Annotated in this window: 21 protein-coding genes; 12 read left to right on the top strand and 9 right to left on the bottom strand. The window is 50.4% G+C overall.

Going from position 1 to position 24,752, the window contains the following annotated elements:
• Positions 1–9 precede the first annotated feature (9 nt).
• From trpS to P2W70_RS29475, 4 genes are all read left to right on the top strand, one after another.
• Positions 10–1,020: a tryptophan--tRNA ligase gene (gene trpS / locus P2W70_RS29490; RefSeq protein ID WP_276485172.1), complete on the top strand. Its 1,011-nt coding sequence runs from the start codon at positions 10–12 to the stop codon at positions 1,018–1,020.
• A 115-nt stretch (positions 1,021–1,135) separates the two neighbouring features.
• Positions 1,136–1,771 carry a deoxynucleoside kinase gene (locus P2W70_RS29485; RefSeq protein WP_276485171.1) on the top strand — a complete coding sequence of 212 codons (636 nt, stop codon included), beginning with the start codon at positions 1,136–1,138 and terminating at the stop codon, positions 1,769–1,771.
• A 15-nt stretch (positions 1,772–1,786) separates the two neighbouring features.
• Entirely contained in the window at positions 1,787–3,265 is a 1,479-nt protein-coding gene (locus P2W70_RS29480) for a sulfatase-like hydrolase/transferase (protein WP_276485170.1), read from the top strand.
• Positions 3,266–3,499: 234 nt separating this feature from the next.
• Positions 3,500–3,952 (top strand): hypothetical protein, encoded by a 453-nt coding sequence (locus P2W70_RS29475; RefSeq protein ID WP_276485169.1) that lies wholly within the window; start codon positions 3,500–3,502, stop codon positions 3,950–3,952.
• Positions 3,953–4,099: 147 nt separating this feature from the next.
• Here P2W70_RS29475 and P2W70_RS29470 read toward each other — a convergent pair whose 3' ends face one another.
• Entirely contained in the window at positions 4,100–4,642 is a 543-nt protein-coding gene (locus P2W70_RS29470; RefSeq protein WP_276485168.1) for a DUF922 domain-containing protein, read from the bottom strand.
• Between the two features lie 305 nt (positions 4,643–4,947).
• A complete protein-coding gene (pckA, locus tag P2W70_RS29465) occupies positions 4,948–6,552 on the bottom strand; it encodes a phosphoenolpyruvate carboxykinase (ATP) (protein ID WP_276485167.1) in 1,605 nt (534 codons plus the stop codon).
• A gap of 709 nt (positions 6,553–7,261) precedes the next feature.
• Here pckA and P2W70_RS29460 point away from each other — a divergent pair.
• From P2W70_RS29460 to P2W70_RS29435, 6 genes are all read left to right on the top strand, one after another.
• Entirely contained in the window at positions 7,262–8,551 is a 1,290-nt protein-coding gene (locus tag P2W70_RS29460) for an aminopeptidase P family protein (RefSeq protein ID WP_276485166.1), read from the top strand.
• A gap of 42 nt (positions 8,552–8,593) precedes the next feature.
• On the top strand, positions 8,594–9,358 hold the full coding sequence (pssA, locus tag P2W70_RS29455) for a CDP-diacylglycerol--serine O-phosphatidyltransferase (RefSeq protein ID WP_276485165.1): 765 nt from the start codon (positions 8,594–8,596) through the stop codon (positions 9,356–9,358).
• A 56-nt stretch (positions 9,359–9,414) separates the two neighbouring features.
• The gene (gene rsmI, locus P2W70_RS29450; protein ID WP_276485164.1) at positions 9,415–10,131 is read left to right on the top strand and encodes a 16S rRNA (cytidine(1402)-2'-O)-methyltransferase; all 717 of its coding nucleotides are present in this window, start codon (positions 9,415–9,417) and stop codon (positions 10,129–10,131) included.
• A gap of 67 nt (positions 10,132–10,198) precedes the next feature.
• Positions 10,199–10,651: a PepSY-like domain-containing protein gene (locus tag P2W70_RS29445; RefSeq protein WP_276485163.1), complete on the top strand. Its 453-nt coding sequence runs from the start codon at positions 10,199–10,201 to the stop codon at positions 10,649–10,651.
• 147 nt (positions 10,652–10,798) lie between these two features.
• Positions 10,799–12,814, top strand: a complete 2,016-nt coding sequence (locus P2W70_RS29440; protein WP_276485162.1) for a M1 family metallopeptidase — start codon at positions 10,799–10,801, stop codon at positions 12,812–12,814.
• Between the two features lie 225 nt (positions 12,815–13,039).
• Complete coding sequence (locus tag P2W70_RS29435) at positions 13,040–13,468, top strand: DUF1801 domain-containing protein (RefSeq protein ID WP_276485161.1); 429 nt, start codon at positions 13,040–13,042, stop codon at positions 13,466–13,468.
• An 8-nt stretch (positions 13,469–13,476) separates the two neighbouring features.
• Here P2W70_RS29435 and P2W70_RS29430 read toward each other — a convergent pair whose 3' ends face one another.
• The 3 genes from P2W70_RS29430 to P2W70_RS29420 all read right to left on the bottom strand — a co-directional run bounded on the left by P2W70_RS29430 (position 13,477) and on the right by P2W70_RS29420 (position 16,609).
• The gene (locus P2W70_RS29430; protein ID WP_276485160.1) at positions 13,477–13,887 is read right to left on the bottom strand and encodes a hypothetical protein; all 411 of its coding nucleotides are present in this window, start codon (positions 13,885–13,887) and stop codon (positions 13,477–13,479) included.
• A 114-nt stretch (positions 13,888–14,001) separates the two neighbouring features.
• Entirely contained in the window at positions 14,002–15,864 is a 1,863-nt protein-coding gene (locus P2W70_RS29425) for a tetratricopeptide repeat-containing sensor histidine kinase (protein ID WP_276485159.1), read from the bottom strand.
• Positions 15,865–15,892: 28 nt separating this feature from the next.
• Positions 15,893–16,609 carry a LytR/AlgR family response regulator transcription factor gene (locus tag P2W70_RS29420; protein ID WP_276485158.1) on the bottom strand — a complete coding sequence of 239 codons (717 nt, stop codon included), beginning with the start codon at positions 16,607–16,609 and terminating at the stop codon, positions 15,893–15,895.
• A 440-nt stretch (positions 16,610–17,049) separates the two neighbouring features.
• Here P2W70_RS29420 and P2W70_RS29415 point away from each other — a divergent pair, with 440 nt between their 5' ends.
• Positions 17,050–19,248 carry a hypothetical protein gene (locus P2W70_RS29415; protein ID WP_276485157.1) on the top strand — a complete coding sequence of 733 codons (2,199 nt, stop codon included), beginning with the start codon at positions 17,050–17,052 and terminating at the stop codon, positions 19,246–19,248.
• Positions 19,249–19,605: 357 nt separating this feature from the next.
• Here P2W70_RS29415 and P2W70_RS29410 read toward each other — a convergent pair whose 3' ends face one another.
• From P2W70_RS29410 to P2W70_RS29400, 3 genes are all read right to left on the bottom strand, one after another.
• Positions 19,606–20,256, bottom strand: a complete 651-nt coding sequence (locus tag P2W70_RS29410) for a response regulator (protein ID WP_276485156.1) — start codon at positions 20,254–20,256, stop codon at positions 19,606–19,608.
• A 153-nt stretch (positions 20,257–20,409) separates the two neighbouring features.
• The gene (rsmG, locus tag P2W70_RS29405; RefSeq protein WP_276485155.1) at positions 20,410–21,060 is read right to left on the bottom strand and encodes a 16S rRNA (guanine(527)-N(7))-methyltransferase RsmG; all 651 of its coding nucleotides are present in this window, start codon (positions 21,058–21,060) and stop codon (positions 20,410–20,412) included.
• Positions 21,030–22,160, bottom strand: a complete 1,131-nt coding sequence (locus P2W70_RS29400; RefSeq protein WP_276485154.1) for a glycosyltransferase — start codon at positions 22,158–22,160, stop codon at positions 21,030–21,032. Before P2W70_RS29400 ends, rsmG begins: the two co-directional genes overlap by 31 nt.
• A gap of 514 nt (positions 22,161–22,674) precedes the next feature.
• On the opposite strand from P2W70_RS29400, the gene tgt reads away from it, so the two are divergent.
• A complete protein-coding gene (gene tgt, locus P2W70_RS29395) occupies positions 22,675–23,814 on the top strand; it encodes a tRNA guanosine(34) transglycosylase Tgt (RefSeq protein WP_276485153.1) in 1,140 nt (379 codons plus the stop codon).
• 134 nt (positions 23,815–23,948) lie between these two features.
• On the opposite strand, the gene P2W70_RS29390 is transcribed toward tgt, so the two are convergent.
• On the bottom strand, positions 23,949–24,734 hold the full coding sequence (locus tag P2W70_RS29390) for a carboxylesterase family protein (RefSeq protein ID WP_276485152.1): 786 nt from the start codon (positions 24,732–24,734) through the stop codon (positions 23,949–23,951).
• Positions 24,735–24,752: the final 18 nt, after the last annotated feature.

Genomic DNA, 24,752 nt, shown 5'->3' with positions numbered 1-24,752 from the left:
TCGCGCCCTATGGAAAAGCGTGATCAGCAACAGATTGTTATGAGTGGCATACGCCCCACCGGCTATTTGCACCTGGGCAACTATTTCGGTGCGTTGAGGAATTTTGTGAAGATGCAGGAGGAGTTCACCTGTTATTTCATGGTGGCCGACCTGCACGCGCTGACTACCCATCCCGACACGAAAGAACTGAAGGCAAATATTCACCGCGTACTGGCCGAGCACATCGCCTGCGGCATCGATACCGATAAAGTGGCGCTCTATTGCCAGAGCCATGTATTCGAAACTTCCGAACTGTATCTCTACCTGAATATGCTGGCCTATATGGGTGAGCTCGAAAAGACGACCACCTTCAAAGACAAGGTGCGTTTGCAACCCGAGAACATCAATGCCGGTTTGTTGACCTATCCCGTACTGCAGGCGGCAGATATCATGCTGCACCGCGCAACCAAAGTACCCGTGGGCAAAGACCAGGAGCAACACCTGGAAATGGCGCGTACCTATGCCAACCGTTTCAACCACCGTTACGGCGAGGTATTTCCGGAACCCTTTGCCTTCAACTATGGACAGCAACTGGTGAAAGTACCCAGCCTCGATGGCGCCGGTAAGATGAGCAAAAGCGAAAACCAGAACGCGACCCTGTATCTTTCTGACAGTGATAAGCAGATCATGGACAAGGTTAAGAAAGCCAAGACCGACAGTGGTCCCACCGAGCCTAATACGCCCAAACCAGACTACATCGAGAATATATTCCTGCTGATGCAATTGGTGAGCAGTGAAGACGTCATCCAGAAGTTCAATGATGACTACAACAACTGCAACATCCGTTATGGCGATCTTAAGAAACAACTCGGAGAAGACATGGTGAAGTTCATTGCACCGATCCGGGAGAAAGCAGAAGCCATCCGCAATGATGAAACATACCTGAAGGCAGTTATGGAGAAAGGTGCCGATAAAGCACGTGCCAGCGCGAAGGCTACCATGGCCGAAGTGCGGCAAGCCATGGGACTTAATTATTATTAAAAACTCCGACCCGTTTAAACCGGAAACCAAAAAGAATTAATTACCTTAAATTTTTGGTCCATTTTTCCCGTGCCTATACCCCCGGGAAGCTGGGACATTCTATGAACTAATTACGATGGCAAAAAGTAAAAAACCCAAGCATATAGCTGTAGCAGGAAATATTGGTGCTGGAAAAACGACCCTTACAGAACTGCTGAGCAAACATTATCGTTGGATACCGCAGTTTGAAGATGTGGACCACAATCCTTACCTGTTCGATTTCTATGAGGATATGCCCCGCTGGAGCTTCAACCTGCAGATTTACTTTCTCAACAGCCGTCTCAATCAACTGCTCGATATACACCGGGGCACCGAAACGGTGATCCAGGACAGAACCATCTATGAAGATGCGCACATCTTTGCACCCAACCTGCACGAGATGGGCCTGATGAGCAAACGCGACTTCGACAACTACTTCCTCTTCTTCGAAACGCTGAAGTCGATGGTGCAGCCTCCCGATATGCTGATCTACCTCAAGGCTTCTGTACCTACCCTGGTAGCACAGATCCAAAAGCGCGGCCGTGAATACGAAGAAAATATCCGCCTCGACTACCTCAAGCGACTCAATGATTACTACAACAAATGGATCGATAGCTACAAAGAAGGTCCGTTGCTGGTGATCGATATCGATAAAAACAAATTCCCTGAAAACGATGAACACCTGGGCGATATCATCAGCAAGATCGATTCCCAGTTGTATGGACTGTTTTAATTCGCTCGCAACCCCATGGCACGTCTCAAAGCGCTACTGACTACCAACTGGCACTTCGTAGGAGTGGTGATCTTTTTCCTCGTGCATGGTTACAGCGAGCACCGTGGTTTGATTCCCTTTTCTGATGGACTGGTAACATGCGCGCAACTGACTGCGGTGGGCCTGTTGATCTTTGGGATCTCCCGGTGGGTATTGCGCGGGTCACAGAAGGCAGGACTCTTCACGTCCTTTGTATTGGTGCTGATCCTGTTTTTCGGGGCCTGGCAAGATGCGTTCGCCTCCCTGCATTTTCTGGCGGGCCTCAGCCGGCTGCAATATTTTGTGCCCCTGGTAGTGCTGACCATGGTGCTCTTTGGGCTATGGTTGAAACGAACCAACGCCAAACTAGATCGGACCATACGGTTCATCAACCTGCTGCTGATCATTTACCTGGCAATAGATCTTTTCTTTTTGATAGCTACCGCACCTCATAAAGACAAGGCGGATAGCAGTCTGGCCGCCTCTCACATCACCCCTTGCGATACGTGTGCGAAGCCTTCCGTATACCTGGTAGTACTCGATGCTTATTTCGGACGGGAGGGGATGAAGGAGTTCTTTCAATATGACAACACGGCCTTTGAAGATACACTGCGTCAAAAAGGATTTCATGTGGTGGGGCATTCGAGAAGCAATTATGCTGCCACCATCTATTCAATGGGGTCGATGCTCAATATGGATTACCTGAACCTGGATGGCCGGCCCGTCATCGATAATCATTTCGGTTATGCTGCCGGTATGGCCGCCATCCGTGACAACAGGGTGTGCCAATATTTTGGACAGCTGGGATATACCATAGTTAATCATTCCATTTTCGACTTCAGGCATGTTCCGGCGGGTTATGAAGAAGGGCTGCTGCCTGAAAATATACGGCTGATCACACAACAGACCATGTACAGCCGCATCAGCAAAAACCTGCCGGTATTCATGATCCGGCAGGGATGGGCACCAGGTTGGCAACGGGAGTTGGACGACAATTTCGTCAAGAACAACGAATCGATGATGGCACGTACCCTGGAAGTAAGTGCCAGAAAGCAGGAAAGGCCGGTGTTCACTTATTTGCACCTGATGATGCCGCACGAGCCCTTTGCCTTTGATAGTATGGGCGTGCGCCGCACGGCAACAACCCGCGATAAGAAAAACTATGCTAAGCAGCGGGATGCGGAGTTTTTGCAATACCAGGTATACGCCAACAAGCGGATCAATGCTTTCATTACCCAACTGCAAGCCAATACGCAGGGTAAGGCGGTGATCATACTGATGAGCGATCATGGTTATATCCAGGCTGCGGGTCCCTATCCGGATATGTCTTTCATCAACTTCAATTCGGTGTACCTGCCCAACGGGCAATATGAGGGCTGGCACGATAGTCTGTCGAACGTCAACCAGTTTCGCGTGCTGTTCAATACGCTCTATGGTCAGCAACTACCGCTGTTAAAAGATTCAATAGTTCGGTAACCCCCTCCCGCAGTATAACTTTAATAGGTTTCCGCCGTTTTATAGAATTACCCGTGTGTTGCCTCCCATCGGTAAATAACCACTTGCCGTATGATCACAATATGCCCCTGCTATTTATTTAATTAAGCGCGTGCTGTCTCCCATTGGTTCCCCTGCCGCATGACCGCAATTCGTTTCCGCTGTTTATGGAATTACCCGTGTGTTGCATCTCATCGGTAACCAACCACTCGCCGTATGACCACAATACGTTCCCTTTTTTCCTGCTTATTGATGACCTGTTTTACGATCACAGCCAGCGCCCAACTGGTAAAGAAGGCACCAAAAGAAGAAGAAGACTTCGTGAAGATCTTTACGAAGGTCGAGATCGAGTCGGGACCGGGCAAGGATTGGGATGCCTATCAGCGCAATGCAGCTGTGCTGCCCGATTCGGTAGCCAGGAATATTCCTCCGGCTACTTACAAAGCTCTGATCAGTTTTGAGGTGTCGAGTGTGGGGGTACTGGAGCGCCTGAAAATAGACCAGGACCCCGGGTATGGGTTAGGACAACGCGCGTTGGAGATCTTTAAACGCTATACCGGAAAATGGCGACCTGCCAACCAATGTGGCCGGTTTGTCAGGAGCTACAAGAAAGACGCGGTCGTGTTTGTGGTGCCAGCAGGGAATGGTGCCCGGCCAACAGGCTTGTAAGTGGCTATAGATGGCCACAGCTGGGATGGATTGATCACTGCATCAACTACGCGTTGTAGGAGTAATCCTGTTGGAGACATGATTGTGGGTTGCGATCAGACAAAGAACCTGCCTGGCATACGCGCGGGTGTGTTTTCTCCGTGAGGTTTACTTCTGGGTGGTCTTGGTACCGTAGCTGCCAAAGGCCTTGAGGTCTTGCAGGTTGTCGGAGATCTTCTTTTGCCAGATCAGCTGTTTGTCTTTTTTGCGGGAGAAATCAGTTTCTTTATCATATTCATTCTGGGCAGCGTGGTGGAGTACCATGACACTGTCGTAGATCCTGTTCACATCATCGCTCACCGTTTTGGCGTTGAAACGATAGCCTTTCAATGCCTGGTTGAGCTTGCGGGCATGCAATTCTGCAATATCGAAATGCCCCTGTTCATGCAAAAGAATATCATTGGTCTTGACCTTCACCCACGACTTTGTTTTATCGAAGCGGCAATTGATGGTGAAGGACAGCTCTTCATCGTCGTACCCAAACTCAACATTGATAGAACTGCTGGTGAGGGCAGCGTTGGTAGAGGCGGCGTCGGGGGCGGCCTTAAAATCTTCCCAGTTCAGCCTCCTGGCAGGTGACCAATCGATAAGACTGGCCTGTCCTACTCCGGTCAGGGCTGCCAATACGAAAGTAAAAATATGTGTGATCATATCGCTGGCTGTGTGATACGACGGCAAAGTTTGATGAAATTCTTCAAATCTCTCAAAGCCTGTCTGGATTTAACGAAATCTATGCAAAGCTACTTTCTTTTAGTCGAAAGAGACCCTGCCGAAGGTTGTCTGTTGGGCATAAAAAATAAAGCCCCCTTTCATAAACTACCTTAAAGGCATAGGGGGCAAACAAAGAAAAAGGGTGCATCGTATCTGATACACCCCTTACTATGGCAATTGAATCGTTTGAGGCCAGGCCGGTACCCGAAAGCGACCGGCTGAAAATAGACAAAGAAAGACAGCATTTATACTACAGGTGCTGCTTCTATTATTTCGGGCTGCACGCCGGCAGCGTATTTTTCAAAGTTTTTGATGAACTGCTGCGCCAGGTTACGGGCTGCGGCATCATAAGCTGCCTGATCGGCCCAGGTATTGCGTGGATTGAGCAGTTCAGCAGGTACTTCGGGGCAACTTTGTGGAATGGCCATCCCGAACACCGGATGATTGGCATATTCCACAAGATCCAGTTTGCCTTCCAGGGCTGCAGTGATCATAGCGCGGGTGTACGACAGCTTCATCCGGCTGCCGGTACCATAACCACCGCCCGACCAACCTGTGTTGATCATCCACACCTTCACGTTGTGTTTTCTCATCTTTTCGCCCAGCATAGCGGCATATTTGCCGGGATGCAGCGGGAGGAAAGGAGCGCCAAAACAAGCGCTGAACGTGGCTTTGGGCTCGGTAACACCTGCTTCGGTTCCAGCTACCTTGGCCGTATAGCCAGAAATGAACTGGTACATGGCCTGGGCCGGGGTAAGCCGGGAAATGGGGGGCAATACACCAGTGGCATCGCAGGTCAGGAAGAATATATTGGCAGGGGTATTACCGATCGAGGGTTCCTGGGCGTTGCTGATAAAATCGAGCGGGTAAGATACCCGCGTATTCTCCGTAATGGTCTTATCGGCGAAATTGATCTGGTTGGTACCGGGGTGAAAACGTGTGTTCTCTACCAGTGCTCCCGGACGGATCGCATGGAAGATCTCGGGTTCCTTTTCTTCACTCAGGTCGATGCACTTGGCGTAGCAACCACCTTCAAAGTTGAAGATGCCGTTGTTGGTCCAGCCATGCTCATCATCGCCGATCAGTTTACGTTGCGGATCGGCGCTGAGGGTCGTTTTGCCGGTACCACTCAGGCCAAAGAAGAGGGCTGTATCGCCTTTCTTACCCATATTGGCCGAGCAGTGCATGCTCAGTACACCTTTATCCTGCGGTAGTATATAATTAAGTACAGAGAAAATACCTTTCTTGGTTTCGCCGGTGTAGCCCGTACCGGCGATCAGGATGGTGCGGTGCTTAAAACTGATCACCGAGGCATTGTGCTGACGGGTACCACATTCCTGGGGGTCAAGCTTCAGACCCGGCGCCGACAGGATCAGCCAGTCTGCGGTGAAGTGTTCCAGCTGCTCTTCTGTTGGGCGCAGGAACATATTGTAGGCAAACAGGTTGATGGCGGGGTTTTCGTTCACCACACGGATGCCAATGCGGTAGCGCGGATCGGCACACGCAAAAGCATCACGTACCCACAATTCGTTGCGGCTGTTGAGGTAATCGGTGATCTTTTGGTGAATAATATGGAAGTACTTTTCGTCGAGGGCAATGTTGAAATCGTTCCAGTGAACGGTGTCGGCAGTCAGTTCGTCCTTGATGGTGAACTTGTCTTTGGGACTGCGGCCGGTAAACTCGCCCGTTTGGATAACGAGGGCACCGGTATCATTAAGGACTCCTTCGTTCAGGCGCAGCACGTCCTGCGCGAGTTCTTCGGGGGTTAACTGGTAATGCAGCGTATGGTCCTGTCGAAGCCCCATACGAGTTAGCTGATCCAGTGGAATAGCGATGGTTGGTACTGACATAACAAGCACATTATTGAGTTAGACGGTAAAGGTAGAATTAAATAAAATCTAATACAAAGCGCAAAAACGAGCTAAAATTGAATATCCTCCAATCTAAGTCACTGTTTTTTAATTATTATACCGCTAACAATTGTTAGTTTTCGTAAGCGTTCAACAATAAATGGCTTTCGCTGAATCATTCCTAAAAACAAGTTTTTTTCGTTAAAAATGATACAACGAAAAACTGTCAGGCGGGCTAAACGGGCGGATCCGGCAGTGGGTCGGGTAGCTGCCGGATTGGCGGATTGGCCTGGGGCTCAAAGGGACCAGGCTGGATGTTGGATTGGCGGAGGGGTCAAATTTACTGCCGAGCTGGTGCCGAGCTCATCCCGAGCTGCTGCCGAGCTACTGCCGAGGTCCAGATCCGGTTCACATAGGCTGGCGATAGTAGCTATATGTTCTAAATATTGCCTGAAACCTGTCAAGACACCCTCTAAACACCGCCCTTAGGAAATGGCCATTTAGGCAATAGGTAGAGAATCAATCGACCTACTGTAGGCTATGTGAATACAGTGTGCCGACCTGGTGCAGACAAGTATTGGTGATTGGTGGAAACCCAACCAGTGCCCCTGGGCAGCTTATCCCGGGCCGCCTAAGCCGTTAGCCACCCCGGTAGCCAAAAAAACGCTGAATTTCATCTGCTTAACTGTCCAAGCATTATTTTTACCGCATGAAATACCTGCCGCTTGATCCAAACATCTTCGTGCAAAACCGGAAACGCTTCACCGGCCGGATGGAAAAGAACAGCATTGCCATTTTCAACAGCAATGACGAATTGCCCACCAATGGCGACGCCACCCACCGCTTTAAACAAAATGCCGACCTATACTGGCTCTGCGGCATCGACCAGGAAGATACCATGGTTATCCTCTTTCCCAACAATCCCGACCCCCGTTTCCGGGAAGTGCTGGTGCTGGTACGTCCCAATGAAATGAAAGAGAAATGGGATGGTAAAAGATTGCGGGCTGAAGAGGCTCGTAAGATCTCGGGTATGCAAACCATTATCTGGCTCGACAGTCTCGAAGCGTTGCTGCAGCCCTGGATACACCTGGCCGACAACATCTACCTCAATACCAACGAAAACGACCGCAAGGCCAACCTCGTTCCCGTTCGCGATTACCGCTATGCAGCGGAGCTGCACGAACGCTATCCCTTGCACAACTATAGGCGCAGCGCCCGGATCATGAAGGGGCTGCGGGCCGTGAAAACACCGCAGGAAGTAGCCGTCATGCAACAGGCCATCGACATCACCCACAACACGTTTGTGCGTGTCATGAAATTCGTAAAACCCGGCGTGATGGAGTATGAGATCGAAGCAGAGATCCTCCACAGCTTTTTGACGCAGCGGGCTACCGGACCTGCTTACAACAGCATTGTGGCCAGCGGCGACCGCGCACGTACCCTGCACTATATAGAAAACAACCAGGCATGCAAGGATGGCGAGCTCATCCTGATGGACTTCGGCGCGGAATATGGTGGCTACTGTGCCGACCTGACCCGTACGATACCCGTGAACGGGAAGTTCAGCAAACGGCAGAAGGACGTTTATAACGGCTGCCTGCACCTGCACAATTATGCCAAAAGCATCCTGAAGCCGGGCATTACCCTGGCCACCTATACCGATAAAGTAGGGGCCGAGGCCAGCAAGGTGTTTGTAAAACTGGGGTTGCTCAACAAGCAGGACCTCAAAAATGAAGACAAGACCAATCCCGCCTACCGCAAATACCTGTACCATGGCATTTCTCATCACCTGGGTATCGATGTCCATGACCTGGGCAGCAGAACCGAGCCGGTAGAAGCGGGTATGGTATTTACCATCGAACCGGGCATTTATATCGAAGAAGAGCAGATAGGTATACGTATCGAAAACAATGTCTGGCTCACCAAAACCGGCAACAAAGACCTGATGGCCAAAATACCTATCACCGTAGAGGAAATAGAAGCTGCGATGAAACGTTAATAGTAAAGTGTAACCTGAAAGCCCAACTGATCAAATTGTACTATGAAGCAAATCCCTAACTTATTTACATTACTGAATCTTTTCTTCGGTTGCTGTGCGATCGTATACATTACACAGAATGGTATTGCCCATACATTCGACCAGGATGGTGAGTATTTTGTCACCTTCCCCGAGCGCCTGGCCATGGCTTCGTTGTTTATTGGTCTCAGTGCCGTGGTGGATTTTCTCGATGGTTTTGTAGCCCGCCTGTTCAAAGCCTCCTCGGAAATGGGTAAGCAACTCGATTCGCTGGCAGATGCGGTGAGCTTTGGTGTAGCGCCGGGCCTCATTCTCTACCAGTTCCTGCGCCTCAGTTTTGCCCAGCAACCCGATGGCCTCGATGTCAGCATGGCCTGGCTGCTGCCAGCCTTTATCTTTCCGTGTGCGGCCGCCTGGCGTCTGGCCAAGTTCAACATCGACAATACCCAGCAATATGGCTTTAAAGGCGTGCCCACCCCTGCGGCAGGACTGTTGATCGCCTCCTTACCGCTCATCTATTTCTACGGATCGCAAACAGCTGTCAACAACCTGCTGGTCAACCATTGGGTACTGTACGCCATCATTGCTATCGTCAGCTACCTGATGGTGAGCAACCTGCCCCTGCTGGCCCTTAAGTTCAAAGACTTCTCCCTGAAGAATAATTTGCCCAAGATCATCCTGCTGGTGGTAGCGGTGGCGAGTGCCCTGCTGCTCGGCTGGCTGGCTGTTCCGGTCGTCTTTATTCTCTATATCATTGTATCTTTGGCCTTCAAAAATAAAACGACCTGATGCGTATGGGCAGGGATCTTGTGTTGACATGGCCTGTGTCATCAGTTTTATAGTGCATGTTATACATTGTTCCCACACCTATCGGCAACCTGCAGGACATTACCCTTCGTGCGCTGGAGGTATTGAAAAAGGTTGACCTGATCCTCGCGGAAGACACGCGAACCACGATTAAATTACTGAACCATTACCAGGTGATCAGGCCCTTGTCGCCTTTTCACCAGCACAACGAGCACCAGGTGTTGCAACACCTGGTGAACCAGTTGCTGGAGGGCAAGACGATCGCGCTGGTTTCGGATGCTGGTACACCGGCTATTTCTGACCCAGGCTTTTTGCTGGTCCGGGAATGTATCAAAGTAGGGGTAAAAGTAGAATGCCTGCCGGGCGCTACGGCTTTTGTACCTGCCCTGGTCAATAGCGGCTTGCCGGCCAACCGGTTTGTGTTTGAAGGTTTCCTGCCCCAGAAGAAAGGCCGCCAAACCATGTTCAAAAAACTGGCAGATGAAGACCGTACCATGATCTTCTACGAATCGCCTCACCGGCTGGTGCGAACGCTGGAAGATATGATCCAGTATTTTGGCGCTGAACGTGCCTGTTGCGTAAGCCGTGAGCTCACGAAATTGTATGAAGAGAATGCGCGTGGTAGCTTGCAGGAAGTACGGGATCATTTCAAGAAAAAAGAAGTGAAAGGGGAGATTGTGCTGGTGGTCGCTGGTCGCGAGGGTAAACCGGGCCGGCAGGTGGAAGATAGACAGGAGGAAGGCGAAGAAGCGTAAAGGATTTAAGATTTCCTTTTAACGGATAGGTTTGATATTTGCATAGTCTGGAATTAAAATCAGCAGTATGAAAAGAATAATCCCCGCTTTGTTATTGGTATTGTCTTTGGCATTGACCAATAGCTTGTTAGCCCAGGTGCGCAGCGTGCCTGCCACCGTTACCGAAGCCTTCAAGGGCAAATATCCCAGTGCTTCGAATGTAGAATGGAAGGACAAACTTTCCGGTTTCGTTGCCGAATTTGACCACAATGGTGGCCACTATTCAGCCCGCTTTACCAATAAAGCCGTATGGCAATACACCGAGCAGGTGATCAGCGAATCTTCATTGCCTGCCGCCGTAAAAGACGGTCTGGCCAAGAGCAAATGGGCCGATTGGGGTAAAACCGAGACTGTTACCAAGATCGAATTGCCCGCTGAAAAAGAACAATACCGTCTGCACGTGGTAAAGAGCGATCTGCAGAAGAAAAATTTGTTGTTTAACAGCGAAGGACGCTTACTGAAAGACAATGTGACCCTGTAATGGGGTTAGGAGCAGATTAAAAAGTATCAGAAATAGGAAGCCCGGACAACTGCGATGATGCGTAGTTTCCGGGCTTCACTGTTTTTACCTACCTTCCGGCATCCGACTTGGGTACAACTGATCTACGAATAAAAACTCAGCATTTCAATGAGAAAACAGACGCTCTTACTGGCTGGCCTGTTTGCTGCAACAGCAGCGATGGCTCAGCCTGACAGATGGCAGCAACGGGTGAAGTATGCGATGGACATCAATATGGATGTGAACACCAATCGCTTCACCGGCAAGCAAAAACTCGAGTATACCAACAATTCACCCGACACCCTCAGCCGGGTATTCTATCACCTGTACTGGAATGCGTTTCAGCCCAACAGTATGATGGATGCCCGCAGCCAGGCATTGGGTCAGATCAAAGTGCAGAACCGCCCTGATTGGGACGGCCGTGTACGGGATCGTATTGCCAACCTGACGCCAGAAGAGATCGGTTATCAAAAGATACAGTCGTTGAAGATGAACGGCGTGGCGCAGCAATACAAGGTGCACGAAACCATTCTGGAAGTGGTGTTGAGCAAACCCATCCTGCCCAAGAGTACCGTGACTTTCGATATGGACTTCGAAGCGCAGGTACCTTTGCAGGTAAGACGTGCGGGCCGTGACAACCCGACTACCGGCGTGCGTTTATCGATGAGCCAGTGGTACCCCAAACTGTGTGAATACGATTATGAAGGCTGGCACCCGACCCCTTATATAGCCCGTGAGTTTTACGGTGTATGGGGTGATTTCGACGTGAAGATCACGATCGATAAGAGCTACCTGATCGGCGGTACCGGTTACCTGCAAAACCCACAGCAGATCGGTCATGGTTATGAGGCAGCTGGCAGCAAGGTAACAAGACCTGCCGGCGATAAACTCACCTGGCATTTTGTGGCGCCCAATGTACACGACTTCATGTGGGCAGCCGACCCGGAGTATGCACACATTACCCGTCAGGTGGCTGGCGGTCCTACGATCCACGTGATCTACAACCGCGATGCGGCGCAACAACAAAAGGCTTTCGATGCGATGAATGAAACGCAGAAGCGCCGGTATGATAACGATGCGCAGAAATACATGAAGAGCCTGGACGATCAGTGGACCCGTGTGGCGGATGCTGCTGTAACGGTGCTTCCCTTCATCGAGAAGAAATTTGGCGCCTATCCTTATAAGCAGTACACCTTTATCCATGGTGGTGATGGTGGTATGGAATATCCCATGGGTACCCTCATCGTAGGTCCCAGCCTGGGAACCGCTTTTCACGAGTGGATGCACACCTGGTACCAGATGCTGCTGGGCACCAATGAATCGGAATATGCGTGGATGGACGAAGGATTCACCAGCTATGCTGAAACACTGGTGACTGAATACTATCAGGCCGTGACAAAAAACCAGGTGACGAGCTCCGAAGTAGGAACTGGTCCCCGGAAGGTAACCGTTGTCGATTCGCTCACGAAGAGCAGCAGCTTTATTGGTAGAGCCAACCCACATGCCAGTGCTTATCAGGGTTATTTTGCACTGGTGAAGAGCGGGCTGGAAGAGCCGCTGACTACGCATGCCGATCACTTCGAAACTAACTTTGGATACAGCATTGCCGCTTATTCAAAAGGGGAGATATTCATGGAGCAACTGGGTTATATCGTGGGTGCCGATGTGCGCGATAGGATCCTGCTCGAGTACTACCGCCAGTGGAGATTCAAACATCCCAATGTCAATGACCTGGTCGTGATTGCGCAGAAAGTAAGTGGTATGCAACTGGATTGGTACCGCGAGTATTTTGTGAATACGACCAAGACGATCGATTATGGTATCGATAGCCTGTGGGAAGAAGCGGGCAAGACGAAGATCCGCATCAAGCGCATCGGTAAGTTCCCGATGCCTGTGGATATCCTGCTCGGCTACAAGGACGGTAGCAAAGAGATCGTAAACATTCCCCAGTACTTCATGTTTGGTGCGAAGAAAGCAGAAGATCCTACTATTCCTTTCTCTACCCGGGAGCCTTGGAGATGGACGCACCCCACGTATGTATTCGAAGTAAACCGCAAACTGGCCGACCTGAAGCTGATGGAGATCGATCCGTCGCAGCGAATGGCAGATGTGGAACGGTTGAACAATAAACTGGAGTTGCCGTAATGCAAACGGTAGCATCGTAGATATAAATGAGGGGCTAACCAGTTGGTTAGCCCCTTTGCTTTAAGGGTAAAGCCAAAAAGGGCCGCTCTGGAAAGACCGGCCCGGGATGCGTTGCCGCGCATCGACCATTTGCTCTTGGTGATTTCCACCTGTTCCTGTATTTGTCTGATAGTTTGATATTTGCCAGGCTGACGGATTAGTTGTAGCTTATTGAAATTTCTTGCCATGCCGAAAAATCAAAACAAGACCACAGCCACTTCCGACCCTGTTGCTACTTTCCTGAAAGCAGTAACCGATGATGCCAAACGTGCCGACGGAATTCAACTGGCCGAGATCATGGAGGAGGAAACGGGTTTCGCTCCAACCATGTGGGGGCCTTCGATCGTCGGTTTTGGCACTTACCATTATGTGTACGACAGCGGGCGCGAGGGTGATGCGCCGCTTGCCGGATACTCGCCCAGAAAAGATGCTATTTCCCTATACCTGATGTTGGACCCCGACAAGCGGGATGCCTGGCTGGAAAAGCTTGGCAAACACAAATCAGGTAAAGGCTGTATTTATGTCAAAAAGCTGTCGGACGTTGACCTGACGGTACTCCGGAAAATGATCCGGGAGTCGGTCAAATACCTGCGCAAACTGTATCCTTCCAAATAATACTGCTACTATTTACGGTCGTCGTCATCCTTTCCTTTCCGGGGCGCTTTGTAAAAGAGCGTGTCTGGATCGGAGCCTCCTGTATCGGAAGACATTTTCGCATACCGCACGAGTCGGGTCGTATTGGGGTTGAATTCCCGTGAAATGTCCAGCAGGTAACTGCCTTTGGGCGGCGGTGGCGCGGGAATGGCTACCTGCAACCGGAGCACCCCATCGGTGACCTTGCCGGTGGTGGTAAGGGTGGTATCGCGGGATGAGCCACCGGTACCGGTTCCTCCACCTCCCGATCCTGTCAGGGAGAGCTGTAATTCTACCTGTACTTCCTTGTTTTCCTGGCTTTGCTGGCAGGCGGCGGCACCCAGCAGGAAGGCGCCAAGCGCCAGTAACCGAAATCCTCTTTTTGCGTTGCTGTTGTACATATTGGGTTGTTTTTGATGCTGATGCCAATAGCTGGCCGCCTGATACAAAATTATCGCCTGCACCAGGGGGCAGCCAAAACGGATGTAGGAACAGACCTGAATAATACACGAATGTCACCCGGCTACGGCCGAAGGTTTCCGGACGGCTTTTACCGGCAGGCTAACCGTAAACAGGGCGCCCTGCCCATTAGCAGAGCTGACAGATAGTTGTCCTGCCAGTCGTTCGGTAAATTCCCGCGCCAGTTTCAGACCCAGGCCTGAGGAGTCACTGCGGATGCTGTTCCATTCAAAGATGTTCTGTTGATCGGCTACGCTGATCCCGGGACCGGTGTCGCTCACCAGGAGCCGGATCATCTGTCCTTCGCGGGTAGCCGACAGGGTAACGGTGCCAGAGGGTGGGGTGAATTTGATCGCATTACCTACCAGGTTGCGTAGGATGATCTTGACAAAATTGGGGTCGGTATAGAGTTGCGGCAGGGGATTGCCCTGCCGTTGAAGGGTGATCTGTTTATTGGCGGCAGCGGGGCCATGCAATTCGATGATCTCATCATACAACTCGGCTATATCCAGCATTTCCATCACCGGCTCAAACTGCTCCATTTGTGATTTGGACCAGATAAGCAGGTCTTCCATGGCTTCGAGCAGGTTCTCGGCCGAGTGACTGATCTTCCTGTCGAAGTTTTCCTGCTCTTGCACATTGGCATATCCGGCGCGAATCTTCTTGAGTTGCAGGAAATGGAACAGGCTGCTGACGGGGCCGCGCAGGTCGTGGCTGATGATGCTGAGCAGTTTTATCTTGGAACTGTTGGCCTCGGTAAGTTGCTGGTTGAGCAGGTTGAGCTGTGAGTTGGTTTTCTTGCGTGCCCGGTAGCCACGGTATACCAATACCGCTACGGCAAGTATGAGGGCGCTTGCGATGAGAAACAAGTATTTGCCGCGGCGTTGCGATTCTACTTCGATATTGGCAATTTTGTTATCGCGCTCCAGCAATTGTATCTGGGCCTGCTTTTTCTCCGTTTCGTAGCGCGTATTCATCTCGGCATAGGCTTTCTGGCTTTCTTCCTGGTATATGGTGTCTTTTAGGCTGGCGCCAAGTGCCTGGTATTCGAACGCTTTGCGGTAATCTCCCTGCTGGCTGTACAACCGCGCAAAATCATCGTAGAGGCTACGCAGCAGTTCACTGGTATTGATAGAGCGGGCGATCGCATAGCTGTCATCGTAGTATTTACGGGCCTGACGATATTCGCGACGCGCGAGCCAGGTATCACCGATATTATCCAGTATCAGGGCTATGCCGTATTGCTTATCCAGTTGACGCATCAGCTCAAGGCCGGCCTGGTAATATTCCAGTGCCTGCCGGTATTGATTCGCTCCGGCAGCGATAATGCCGAGGTTGTTGTATACATAGGCTTTGGTCTCCTTACTGACCTTGCCGCCATAAATGTTGATGACCTGTTCGAAGTAGCCCCGCGCGGTAAGGATACTATCCTGATCCATGTACACCAGACCAATATCGTTGAGCACGTTACCGATGCGGGTAGAGTCTTTTTGGGCGATCTGCGTGGCCAGGGCCTGTTGCAGGTATTCTGTGGCCTTGTCATAGTGCTTCAGTACACGGTATACATTGCCAATATTCTTGAGTGTGCCTCCTGTTTTGATGGGGTTGTGGATGTTGCGATAAATGGTGAGAGCGTGGAAGTAATAACGCAGGGCAGAGTCGAGGCTTCCCTGCTCGTCGTTCACGATGCCAATGCCGATGAGCGAGTTGCCCATGTGTAGTGAATCTTTGTCGGCCACTGCCCGCTGGTAACAATCCCGAAAGGCCGTGAGGGCGTTGGCATAATCTCCTTTGGTGCGGTATTCGTTGGCCTGTCGATACAATACCGTATCCCATTGAGCGCGCTGCGCAGCAACCTGTTGCAGGCAGGCTACTATCAGCAGCAAACTGTAAACGATATAGCGTACCGGATGCTTCATCCTATTTGTTCCTTGGCTCAACCGGCGCTTAGCCGTTTTCCTGTAACCTCCTCTTGACTTCCTGCCGGAAGGTTTTGCCCAGTGGCAGGCGCTGGCCGGCGATCAGCAGATCATTCTTGTCCATGCCTTCTATCTTATCGAGGGCCACGGCATAACTGCGGTGGATACGGATGAACCGGGTAGTGGGCAGGTAATCGAGAAAGTTCTTCAGGTTGTTGAGTGTAATGTATTTTCTTTTGGCGGTGATGACTTTGGTATAATTGGTCAAGGCTTCCAGGTATTCGATATCTCCGATGTTGACCTTGCTGATGCTGGTGCCTTCCTTGATCATCAGGTAATCGCTCTCGATAAAAAGACTGTATTGGATGGCCTTGGACCTGATCTCCAACAGTTCCAGTGTACGCTGTACCGCCCTGTCGAGGCGGTCTTCTTTGATGGGCTTCAGAATATAATCTACCGCCTGCACATCGAAAGCATCGGCAGCATACTCGGGGTGGGCGGTCACAAAAATACAATTGAGGGCGGGTTGCTGTACGGACTTCATGAAGTCGATGCCGTTGATGACCGGCATGTCTATATCCACAAAAAGGAGTTCGGTATTGGCTTGTTGTAGATGATCGAGGCTTTCTACAGGATTGGAAAAGCTGCCCGTTACGCGGATGAACGGGTATTTCGACAGATAAGCTTCCAGGAGGCTTCTATCCACTTCGTTGTCGTCGATGACCACACAATTCAGGATTTTCATATCTGGGTATATAGCAGCTAAGTGTTTGTGTAAGAAATATGTAACAGGCGATTGACTATAAGGTAGGATGGAGTTAAAGTTAAGCAATAATCGACACTCAGGGCTCTTGTCTGCCAACTAGTTTGGCGGCAACAGTACTTCTCCCCAAAAACTACCGGAAAGTGGTATCAGTAACACCCGCAATGGGTCGCGAGGCTGTGCAGGTTTTTCCTTCATACATTTTTTCCGTTCCCCCATACACTATATTTCTTTCTGCCTGGTCCGTACCGATAGCTTTGGTATAGACCATCCGGCGCTATCCGTGCTTACCTGGTTTTTCAGTAGGATAGCGCTGTTGATGGGATCAACGGATCAGGAGTCTTGCTGAAAATCCTTTAACAGAGTAAGCCCCCGGTTGCTGAAAAGGGGAACCAAGAGTAAGCGTTTTAACATTAATTATCATGGATAAGAGAACGAATGTACCGGTACGGGTGCGCTTGTCGAAAGAGGCCGGTATTGCCTATCCCGAAAAACTCCGGGTATATGTTGTCGACACCAATGGTCAGGTGATTGAAGAAGCTCCTTTTAAAGGCAATGAAGCTTTCCTCAATACTTCGAAGCAGGTCCTTCATTCAGGAGGTAAACTGTATGTGGGTGCTTCCTTTTCGAAAGAGGCGGGTATCCGTCAACTGACCGAGCGGCACCTGCTCAAGAGCAAAGCTTTTGAGGTGGGCCTTAAATTCAACCGGGAAAATATAGTCGACCTGCAGCGACTGCCTTCTGGTCTCGACCTCGATTTCTTTCCTTTCCGTTTCTGTCATATTACCGGCCACCTCAGCAAATACTTCAATATCGATGGTCAGAACAAAAAGCATCCCGTGTGTCATGCCCGCGTGAGCATTTACGAAGTAGACCGGTTTCATTTTGTACTGCCCGATATTCCTGAATATGTGGTAGTGGATATCCGCGATTGGTTCCGGAAGACTTTGCGGGAAAAAGTACAACTCGATATTATTCCCCCGATACCTGCCCGGCCCATCGTACGGGCAACGGCACCGCGGGTGAAAGATAGCTTACCGCTGCGCTTGCTGAAACCTGATCAGAAGTTGACCAATGAGCTGAAGTTAAAGGCGCTGCCGGCACTCTCCGAAGAATTACAGGCAGGCCTGCAGTCTGATGCGCTGGACGTGGTACAGCAAACCATTGCGGCCAACTACAAGATACTGTATCCGTATTTCTGCCTGTATCCGCTGTACCATCATTGGTTCTATACCAGGCAGCTGATCACTACGGTCGAGTCGGATTGCAACGGCAAGTTCGACGCCTGGTACCTGATCCTCGACAACGATCAACCGGATGTGTATGTGAAAGTGGAAGTGTTGTATGAGGGCAACTGGGTGACAGTATATGATCCGGGCTTGCCTTGCGGTACCCGGTGGAACTATGCCTGCGGCAGCGATATCAATATTACGCTGACCGATACGCGGGTAGCTCCCTGTTCCTGCACACCGCTGGAAGGTGAGATCGTTTTTGTGCGCAGGGTGGGTAATGGCACTTCGATCCGCAAGATCGCGATGCATGCTGCTTCCGCACAAACGCCGAGTCCTTTTGTTGATGTGCGCGGCTTGACCAACAATACGGGCGTGGAAGGAAATAATTATGTGAGCCCCTTTACGCAGGCTTTTGATTTTGTCGTGAAGTTTGGCGATGGCTTCCCGGGTGCAACGGTTACGCATTATCGCTGGAAGTACCGTCGTATCACCAACCAGGATCTGGGCGCATTGCCGCTGGGTGATTTTGATTACCAACAGGGACCACTCTCGAAAGCTTATACCTATCCCGGTGACTTTATGGGTACGGAGGTGTTCTATACCGGTTTGTATGAGATGGACCAAACGGTAGGTTCGGGTAAGATCTACAAAATACCGAATGTCGATGCGGTCGCAGCGACTGGTGTAGCGGGTGCCCGTTGGGAAACGGATGATACGGCTTCTATCCGGGTGAATGCTGCTGGTATGGCAGGTGGTGTCTATGAGTTTGTGCTGGAGTTGTGCGACAATGCCGGTAATACACAGGTCGTGAGTGATACGGTATTCCAGGTAGATTCTTTGCTGGCTTCTCCCCCTTATCCATTGTCTACGCCGGCGGGTGGTGTCGATTCTGATTACCTGGTACGCAATGGGGTAGGGAATGTTACTGGTTTCCGCTTCCTGCTGCGTGTCGATAATGAAGCTACTACTTGTGAGATCTTCGATGCGGTGGTACGCAGTGACTCGGGTGCGGGTACTACAACGGATACGATCTGTGGTTTTGCTACCTACAATCATTTGTCGCCGGGTCAGGTATTGTTCCGCTTCGATGCTCATCAGCCACGCAACTATGCGAAGTATGGCTTCAATGTCACCAAGGGTAATAGTACACCGGGTGCGGCAGCGAATGTGAGTGGCCAGGTGCCGGAACCTTCGCACAATATACTGGTGAATGGAGCGCTGACCAATTACCAATTGTCGCGCACCGTACCCAACCTGTTGGGATCTTGCACACAGGCGGCATTTGCGGAGAATATCTATGTGACGGCTTATCACACGAATGGCAGTGAGCGTGTATGGCAGTTTGATTCGAGTGATACGGCTGCGTTTGCGATCGAGCCGGATGCATAGGAGTAAACGATAAGAATTGGAAAGGCGCAATACAAAAAGCCGTCCCTTGGGTATCAAGTTGGACGGCTTTTTACTATGAATGCGATAAGGTGGTTAATGTCTGTTACTACTGGCTCCGTGTAACAGTAAAAAGGTAAAAAGATTAGGTTTAATGGCGAATGTTATCAGATAATGCGATCCGGAGCAAAGGTAAAAATGAAGGCCACACTGGCCAATACCACAAAGTGGTAGTTTTCGCTATCTGTTCCGGCGAGGTGGATCTGGTGCAGCACGGGACTAAGACGTGGTGTAAAGATTAAAACGACCCTGGTAATCATGGCTATACACTGATCACCAGGGCCGTTTTAGTATGATCTGTTAACGTCCAAAGAATTTGTTGATGGCTTCCACGCGGTTATTGACGTGGAGTTTTTCGTATATGTGGTATACGTGTTTGCGAACGGTTTCCTGGCTGATGAAGAGGCTGGCAGCAATCTCTTTGTACAGCATGCCTTTGGCCAGCAGCTCGAGGATCTCTTTTTCGCGGTTGGAAAGAACGCTCAGGGAAGCATTTTCTACAGTTGCTTCTTTCCCGGCTGGTTTATTGTGTTGAAAAGCGCTCACTACTTTACGGGCGATCTGGCTGCTCATGGGAGCACCGCCTTCCTGTAATTCGCGAATGGCTTCCAGCAATTTATGGGGAGCTGTTTTCTTCAGAATATAACCGCTGGCGCCTGCTGTCAATGCCTCGAAGATCTTTTCGTCATCTTCATACACGGTACACATCATGAAAAGAATTTCGGGGTATTCAGCTTTCAGGTGTCGCACACAATCTATACCACTTTCTCCTTCACCCAGGTTGATGTCCATCAGCACTATTTCGGGCTTCAGCAAAGGTATCTGTTGCATGGCTTCTTCCGCAGAACCAAAACTTCCCAATAACTGGTACCCGTCCGACATCAGAACAATCTGTTCCAGGGCCGAGCGGATATCCTTATTGTCGTCAACTATGCAAATACTAATATCCATGGCACAAAGTTCTGGGTTTTAAGGAATCGGGGAATACCACTTTGTGGTAGTTTTTATACTCCCTTATACAATGGAGTTATACCCGACCCATTGCATAAATATACCTAAATGTGTATAATCATGCACAACGTGCCTGAATCCTGTAGTGAGTGGTTAATTATAGGGTACGAAAAGGAGATATTTCTCTTTAAAATATTCTTCGGGGAAGATTTCGAACATCTCTAAAACGGTTGGTTTGCAACCGCTTTCAGCTATCTCTGCGGCGAGGTCGCCACCTTTCAAACAGATCAGCCCAGGATTACGGTGTGCTGTAGCTGATGGTTTTTTGAGCAGGGGTTTGCCCCATTGCCAGAGGCTTTGCAGCGGCGCCACAGCTCTTGATATGACATAGTCGAACTTGCGGTTCTTGATGTCTTCAATGCGGCTATGTTGTGTCGTTACATTCTTGAGGCCAAGTGCTTCACTAACGGCTTCCACTACCTTGATCTTTTTGCCAATGCTATCGACGAGGTGAAAACGTACTTCGGGATAATAGATGGCCAGGGGAATACCGGGAAATCCACCACCGGTACCGAGGTCCACTACTTCCAGGCCTGGCGCCCATTCGAAGGCGGCGGCTATGCTGAGGCTATGTAATACGTGTTTTTCGTAGAGGCTGTCCATGTCTTTGCGCGAGATCACATTGATCTTGCTGTTCCATTCATTGTACAGCGCGTCCAGTGCTCCAAACTGTTGCAGTTGGGCAGGTGAGAAGTCACCAAAGTACTTGGTGATCAGTTCCAGTTTTTCTTGGGCTTTTTCCATAATGCCGGCGCAAAGATGCAATAATAAATGAACATCCAGATATCCAGTAGCCACCACCAGGCAAAAAGATCCTTTTCGTTGAGCTTTTCCATGGCCTTTTTATAGATAATAGCCTGTGTAATACTGCGGATCAGGAAGATGCCGAGGGCGATGCGCCAGTCGAAGAAGATGGCGCTGAGGACCAGCAGGGGATAGAACAGGAAATGGGTGAATGCGTACAATCCCAGCAGGAAACGGTGGACGGGTTTATAATACTTACCGGTCGTGAAATGGCGGTTTTTCTGGCGCCACCAGTCGGCAAATGTTTTCTTGGGGGTAGAGAGGGTGATCGCATCTTCATCGATCATGATGGCGGTATTGTGCTTGTTGGCGACCCGGTTGATGAACAGGTCGTCATCGCCGCTCTTTACATGGTTGATGGATGAGAAGCCTTTATTGGCGAAAAACAAGCCTTTTTTATACGACAGGTTGCGGCCCACGCCCATGTAGGGCATGCCTGCCAGCGTGAAGGACAGGTATTGCAGGGCAGCCTGGAAGGTTTCGAAGCGGATAAGCTTATTGAGCAGGCCTGGGGTTTTATGGTAGGCGCCATAACCTAATACGACCTCTGTACCATTGCTGTAGGCGTGTTGCATTTTCTGCATCCAGTTTTCGGAGGCAGGTACACAGTCGGCATCGGTTAGCAGCAGGATCTCATGGTGTGCTTCCTTAATACCGATGGAGAGGGGGTATTTTTTGCCGGGAATGCCTTTGGCTTCTTGTTCCAGGTTCACAATGTGCAGGTTCTTGAAAGTCTTCCTGAACTCTTCGAGCAGGTATCGGGTTTCATCCTGGCTGTTGTGGTTCACCACGATCACTTCATGGGTGGTGGGGTATTTTTGGACCAGTACACCTGGCAGGTTCTTGGCGAGATTGGCGGCTTCATCGCGGGCGCAAATGATGACGCTGACCGCATGTGTTTGGGAAGTCGCCTTTTCACCTGGCTTGTACCAGGCCAATCGTTGAAAGACGATCCAATAATAGAGCAGTTGAATTAAGGCTACGAGGCAAAAGACAGCAAATACTACATGCCACCAGTTAACCAATGACAAAAAGGCCATACATACAATTTAGGGTCAAACGCGAACAAAGTACAAAAATACAGCACTAACTGGTAAGAACCGGACATAATCATTTCACAGGCTGTTAATTACGTATTTTAATAATATGGAAAAGATGGGCTGGTTACATCTGGGCGCGGATGCAGTGGTTTGATAGTAAGTGAGTTGCGGGCCGTTGAACGGGGCTGTGGGGCCGGATTGATTAATTTCGGATGCCTGTTACCGGTCAAAATAAAAAAGGTAGGGGGCGAAGCGGAAGGGCCTTGGGGAATTCACGGCGTTGTTGGCAAGTGGCGGGCGCAGGTATAGCAGGCATAATGCACGCGGAGTGTACGTGGCATGTATGTGGACTACTCCGCAATAGCTCCGGGATAGTACCGGTATTATAACAGGACTATATAGGGATTTAGTGCTTTCCCCGAGCATTCCCAGTGCTATCGCCGGGCATTACCGGTGTATGACCTGTACAGCCGGCACCCATTTGTCCCAAAACCGGTTTATCTTGCGCCCCATTATGGCGGTTTTACAATTTGAACTGGAAGTGACCGATCAGCGGTCGAAGGCGCGGGCCGGTACCATCACCACCGATCACGGGCAAATACAGACCCCTATCTTCATGCCGGTGGGCACGGTAGGTAGTGTGAAGGCGGTATCGCAACAGCAACTGAAGCAGGATGTACAGGCCCAGATCATCCTGGGCAACACCTATCACCTGTACCTGCGTCCCGGACTCGATGTGCTGGAAGGGGCGGGTGGTTTGCATCGTTTCAATGGCTGGGATCGCCCCATCCTGACGGACAGTGGCGGCTACCAGGTTTTTTCGCTGGCGTCGAGCCGTAAGATCACCGAAGAAGGGGTGTTGTTTCAATCGCATATCGATGGCTCCCGGCACCTGTTCACCCCGGAGAACGTGATGGATATTCAACGTACCATTGGTGCCGATATCATCATGGCTTTTGATGAATGCCCGCCTTATCCCAGTGAGTACGCCTATGCTAAAAAATCGATGGAGCTTACGCATCGCTGGCTAGAGCGTTGCTTCAAACAATTCAACAATACCCCCGACAAATACGGCTATACGCAAAACCTGTTTCCTATTATACAGGGTAGCACCTTTGCCGATCTGCGTAAAGCATCGAGCCAGTTTGTGGCTGCACAGAATGCACCCGGCAATGCCATTGGTGGTTTGAGTGTGGGTGAGCCAGACAATATGATGTATGAGTTTACCGAGTTGTGCTGCGATGAACTGCCGGTGCACAAGCCCCGGTACCTGATGGGGGTGGGCACTCCCTGGAATATCCTGGAATGTATTGCCCTGGGGGTAGATATGTTTGACTGTGTGATGCCGACGCGCAACGGCCGTAATGCCATGCTGTTTACGTCTAAAGGGGTGATCAATATCGACAACAAGAAATGGGAGAAAGACTTTTCACCATTGGATGACGGCATCGACTGTGAAGTGAGCAACTATTACTCAAAAGCTTATCTGCGGCACCTGATGAAGGCAAAAGAGATACTGGGTCTTACGATTGCCAGTGTACACAACCTTGCTTTCTATCTGTGGCTGGTGAAGGAAGCGCGCAAGCATATTCAGGCGGGTGATTTCCTGAGCTGGAAGAATGAGTTTGTGCCCATACTGCAGCAACGGTTGTAGGAAAGGCAACAAGGCAGCCAGGCAACGAGGCAGCAAGGATTGTGAAGTGGAAGTTTGACTAGAAGCAAATAAAATTGAAAAGTGCTGATGGAGCGATCCTTCAGCACTTTTTCTTTATTGGGATAGCACTTCGTTTATTTCTTTTGACCGAACAGCCATTTCAGCAGGTCGGGTTCTTTAAAAGCATTGTCCCAGCTGTTGTGGCCTACGCCAGGATATTCCGTGTACTTGACTTTTGCCTTAGCTGCCTGGAGGGCAGCTACCATACGGCGGGAGTGGGCAGGAACAACGGTATTGTCCTTATCCCCATGGAAAACCCAGATGGGGAATTTGCGGGCGTATTCTTTTACTTTCTCCGGATCGCCCCCGCCGCAGATGGGGAAGGCGGCCGCAAAGAAACGGGGCTTGCGCCATAGTATTTCGAAGGTGCCCATGCCGCCCATCGACAGGCCGCCTACATAGATCTTGCGGTTGTTGACGGTGCCGGAAGCCGCCATGGAATCGAGTAGTTCGCTGACGAGCCCGAGGCTTTTACCGATAGGCCGGTCGGAAGGATAGTAAAGGCCATTCAGCGAATCCTTGCGATTGGGATCGCGGTCTATGCGGGCCCAGAAGTCGTTTTTAGGACATTGCGGAAAGATGACGATGGCTGGGTATTGTTGCCCGTTGGCGGGGTCGAGAAACAGGTAGGATCCGTGCACGAGCTGCGCTTCATTGTCGCTACCGCGTTCTCCGGCGCCATGCAGCACCAGGATCAGTGGATATTTCTTGGAAGCATCGTATTGTTCAGGATACAGTATCCGGTAGCGCAGGGTATCCTGGTGGCGAATCAGCTCTTTTTTCTCATACAGGCTTTTATCCTGGGCAATTGCAGAGGCTGTTACATACAGCAATAGCAAGGTTAAGGTAGTTCTTAGCATGTAGCTAAGATACAAATT

It is taken from the genome of Paraflavitalea pollutisoli (genome assembly GCF_029360705.1).
In the GTDB taxonomy this organism is placed as follows: domain Bacteria; phylum Bacteroidota; class Bacteroidia; order Chitinophagales; family Chitinophagaceae; genus Paraflavitalea; species Paraflavitalea pollutisoli.
This window is presented reverse-complemented; position numbering and strand designations above follow the sequence as displayed.

What these genes read in the sequence shown, in the direction of transcription:
- trpS (WP_276485172.1), top strand. Translation starts at nt 10, where the DNA reads ATGGAAAAGCGTGATCAGCAACAGATTGTTATGAGTGGCATACGCCCC.
- P2W70_RS29485 (WP_276485171.1), top strand. Translation starts at nt 1,136, where the DNA reads ATGGCAAAAAGTAAAAAACCCAAGCATATAGCTGTAGCAGGAAATATT.
- P2W70_RS29480 (WP_276485170.1), top strand. Translation starts at nt 1,787, where the DNA reads ATGGCACGTCTCAAAGCGCTACTGACTACCAACTGGCACTTCGTAGGA.
- P2W70_RS29475 (WP_276485169.1), top strand. Translation starts at nt 3,500, where the DNA reads ATGACCACAATACGTTCCCTTTTTTCCTGCTTATTGATGACCTGTTTT.
- P2W70_RS29470 (WP_276485168.1), bottom strand. Translation starts at nt 4,642, where the DNA reads ATGATCACACATATTTTTACTTTCGTATTGGCAGCCCTGACCGGAGTA.
- pckA (WP_276485167.1), bottom strand. Translation starts at nt 6,552, where the DNA reads ATGTCAGTACCAACCATCGCTATTCCACTGGATCAGCTAACTCGTATG.
- P2W70_RS29460 (WP_276485166.1), top strand. Translation starts at nt 7,262, where the DNA reads ATGAAATACCTGCCGCTTGATCCAAACATCTTCGTGCAAAACCGGAAA.
- pssA (WP_276485165.1), top strand. Translation starts at nt 8,594, where the DNA reads ATGAAGCAAATCCCTAACTTATTTACATTACTGAATCTTTTCTTCGGT.
- rsmI (WP_276485164.1), top strand. Translation starts at nt 9,415, where the DNA reads ATGTTATACATTGTTCCCACACCTATCGGCAACCTGCAGGACATTACC.
- P2W70_RS29445 (WP_276485163.1), top strand. Translation starts at nt 10,199, where the DNA reads ATGAAAAGAATAATCCCCGCTTTGTTATTGGTATTGTCTTTGGCATTG.
- P2W70_RS29440 (WP_276485162.1), top strand. Translation starts at nt 10,799, where the DNA reads ATGAGAAAACAGACGCTCTTACTGGCTGGCCTGTTTGCTGCAACAGCA.
- P2W70_RS29435 (WP_276485161.1), top strand. Translation starts at nt 13,040, where the DNA reads ATGCCGAAAAATCAAAACAAGACCACAGCCACTTCCGACCCTGTTGCT.
- P2W70_RS29430 (WP_276485160.1), bottom strand. Translation starts at nt 13,887, where the DNA reads ATGTACAACAGCAACGCAAAAAGAGGATTTCGGTTACTGGCGCTTGGC.
- P2W70_RS29425 (WP_276485159.1), bottom strand. Translation starts at nt 15,864, where the DNA reads ATGAAGCATCCGGTACGCTATATCGTTTACAGTTTGCTGCTGATAGTA.
- P2W70_RS29420 (WP_276485158.1), bottom strand. Translation starts at nt 16,609, where the DNA reads ATGAAAATCCTGAATTGTGTGGTCATCGACGACAACGAAGTGGATAGA.
- P2W70_RS29415 (WP_276485157.1), top strand. Translation starts at nt 17,050, where the DNA reads ATGGATAAGAGAACGAATGTACCGGTACGGGTGCGCTTGTCGAAAGAG.
- P2W70_RS29410 (WP_276485156.1), bottom strand. Translation starts at nt 20,256, where the DNA reads ATGGATATTAGTATTTGCATAGTTGACGACAATAAGGATATCCGCTCG.
- rsmG (WP_276485155.1), bottom strand. Translation starts at nt 21,060, where the DNA reads ATGGAAAAAGCCCAAGAAAAACTGGAACTGATCACCAAGTACTTTGGT.
- P2W70_RS29400 (WP_276485154.1), bottom strand. Translation starts at nt 22,160, where the DNA reads ATGGCCTTTTTGTCATTGGTTAACTGGTGGCATGTAGTATTTGCTGTC.
- tgt (WP_276485153.1), top strand. Translation starts at nt 22,675, where the DNA reads ATGGCGGTTTTACAATTTGAACTGGAAGTGACCGATCAGCGGTCGAAG.
- P2W70_RS29390 (WP_276485152.1), bottom strand. Translation starts at nt 24,734, where the DNA reads ATGCTAAGAACTACCTTAACCTTGCTATTGCTGTATGTAACAGCCTCT.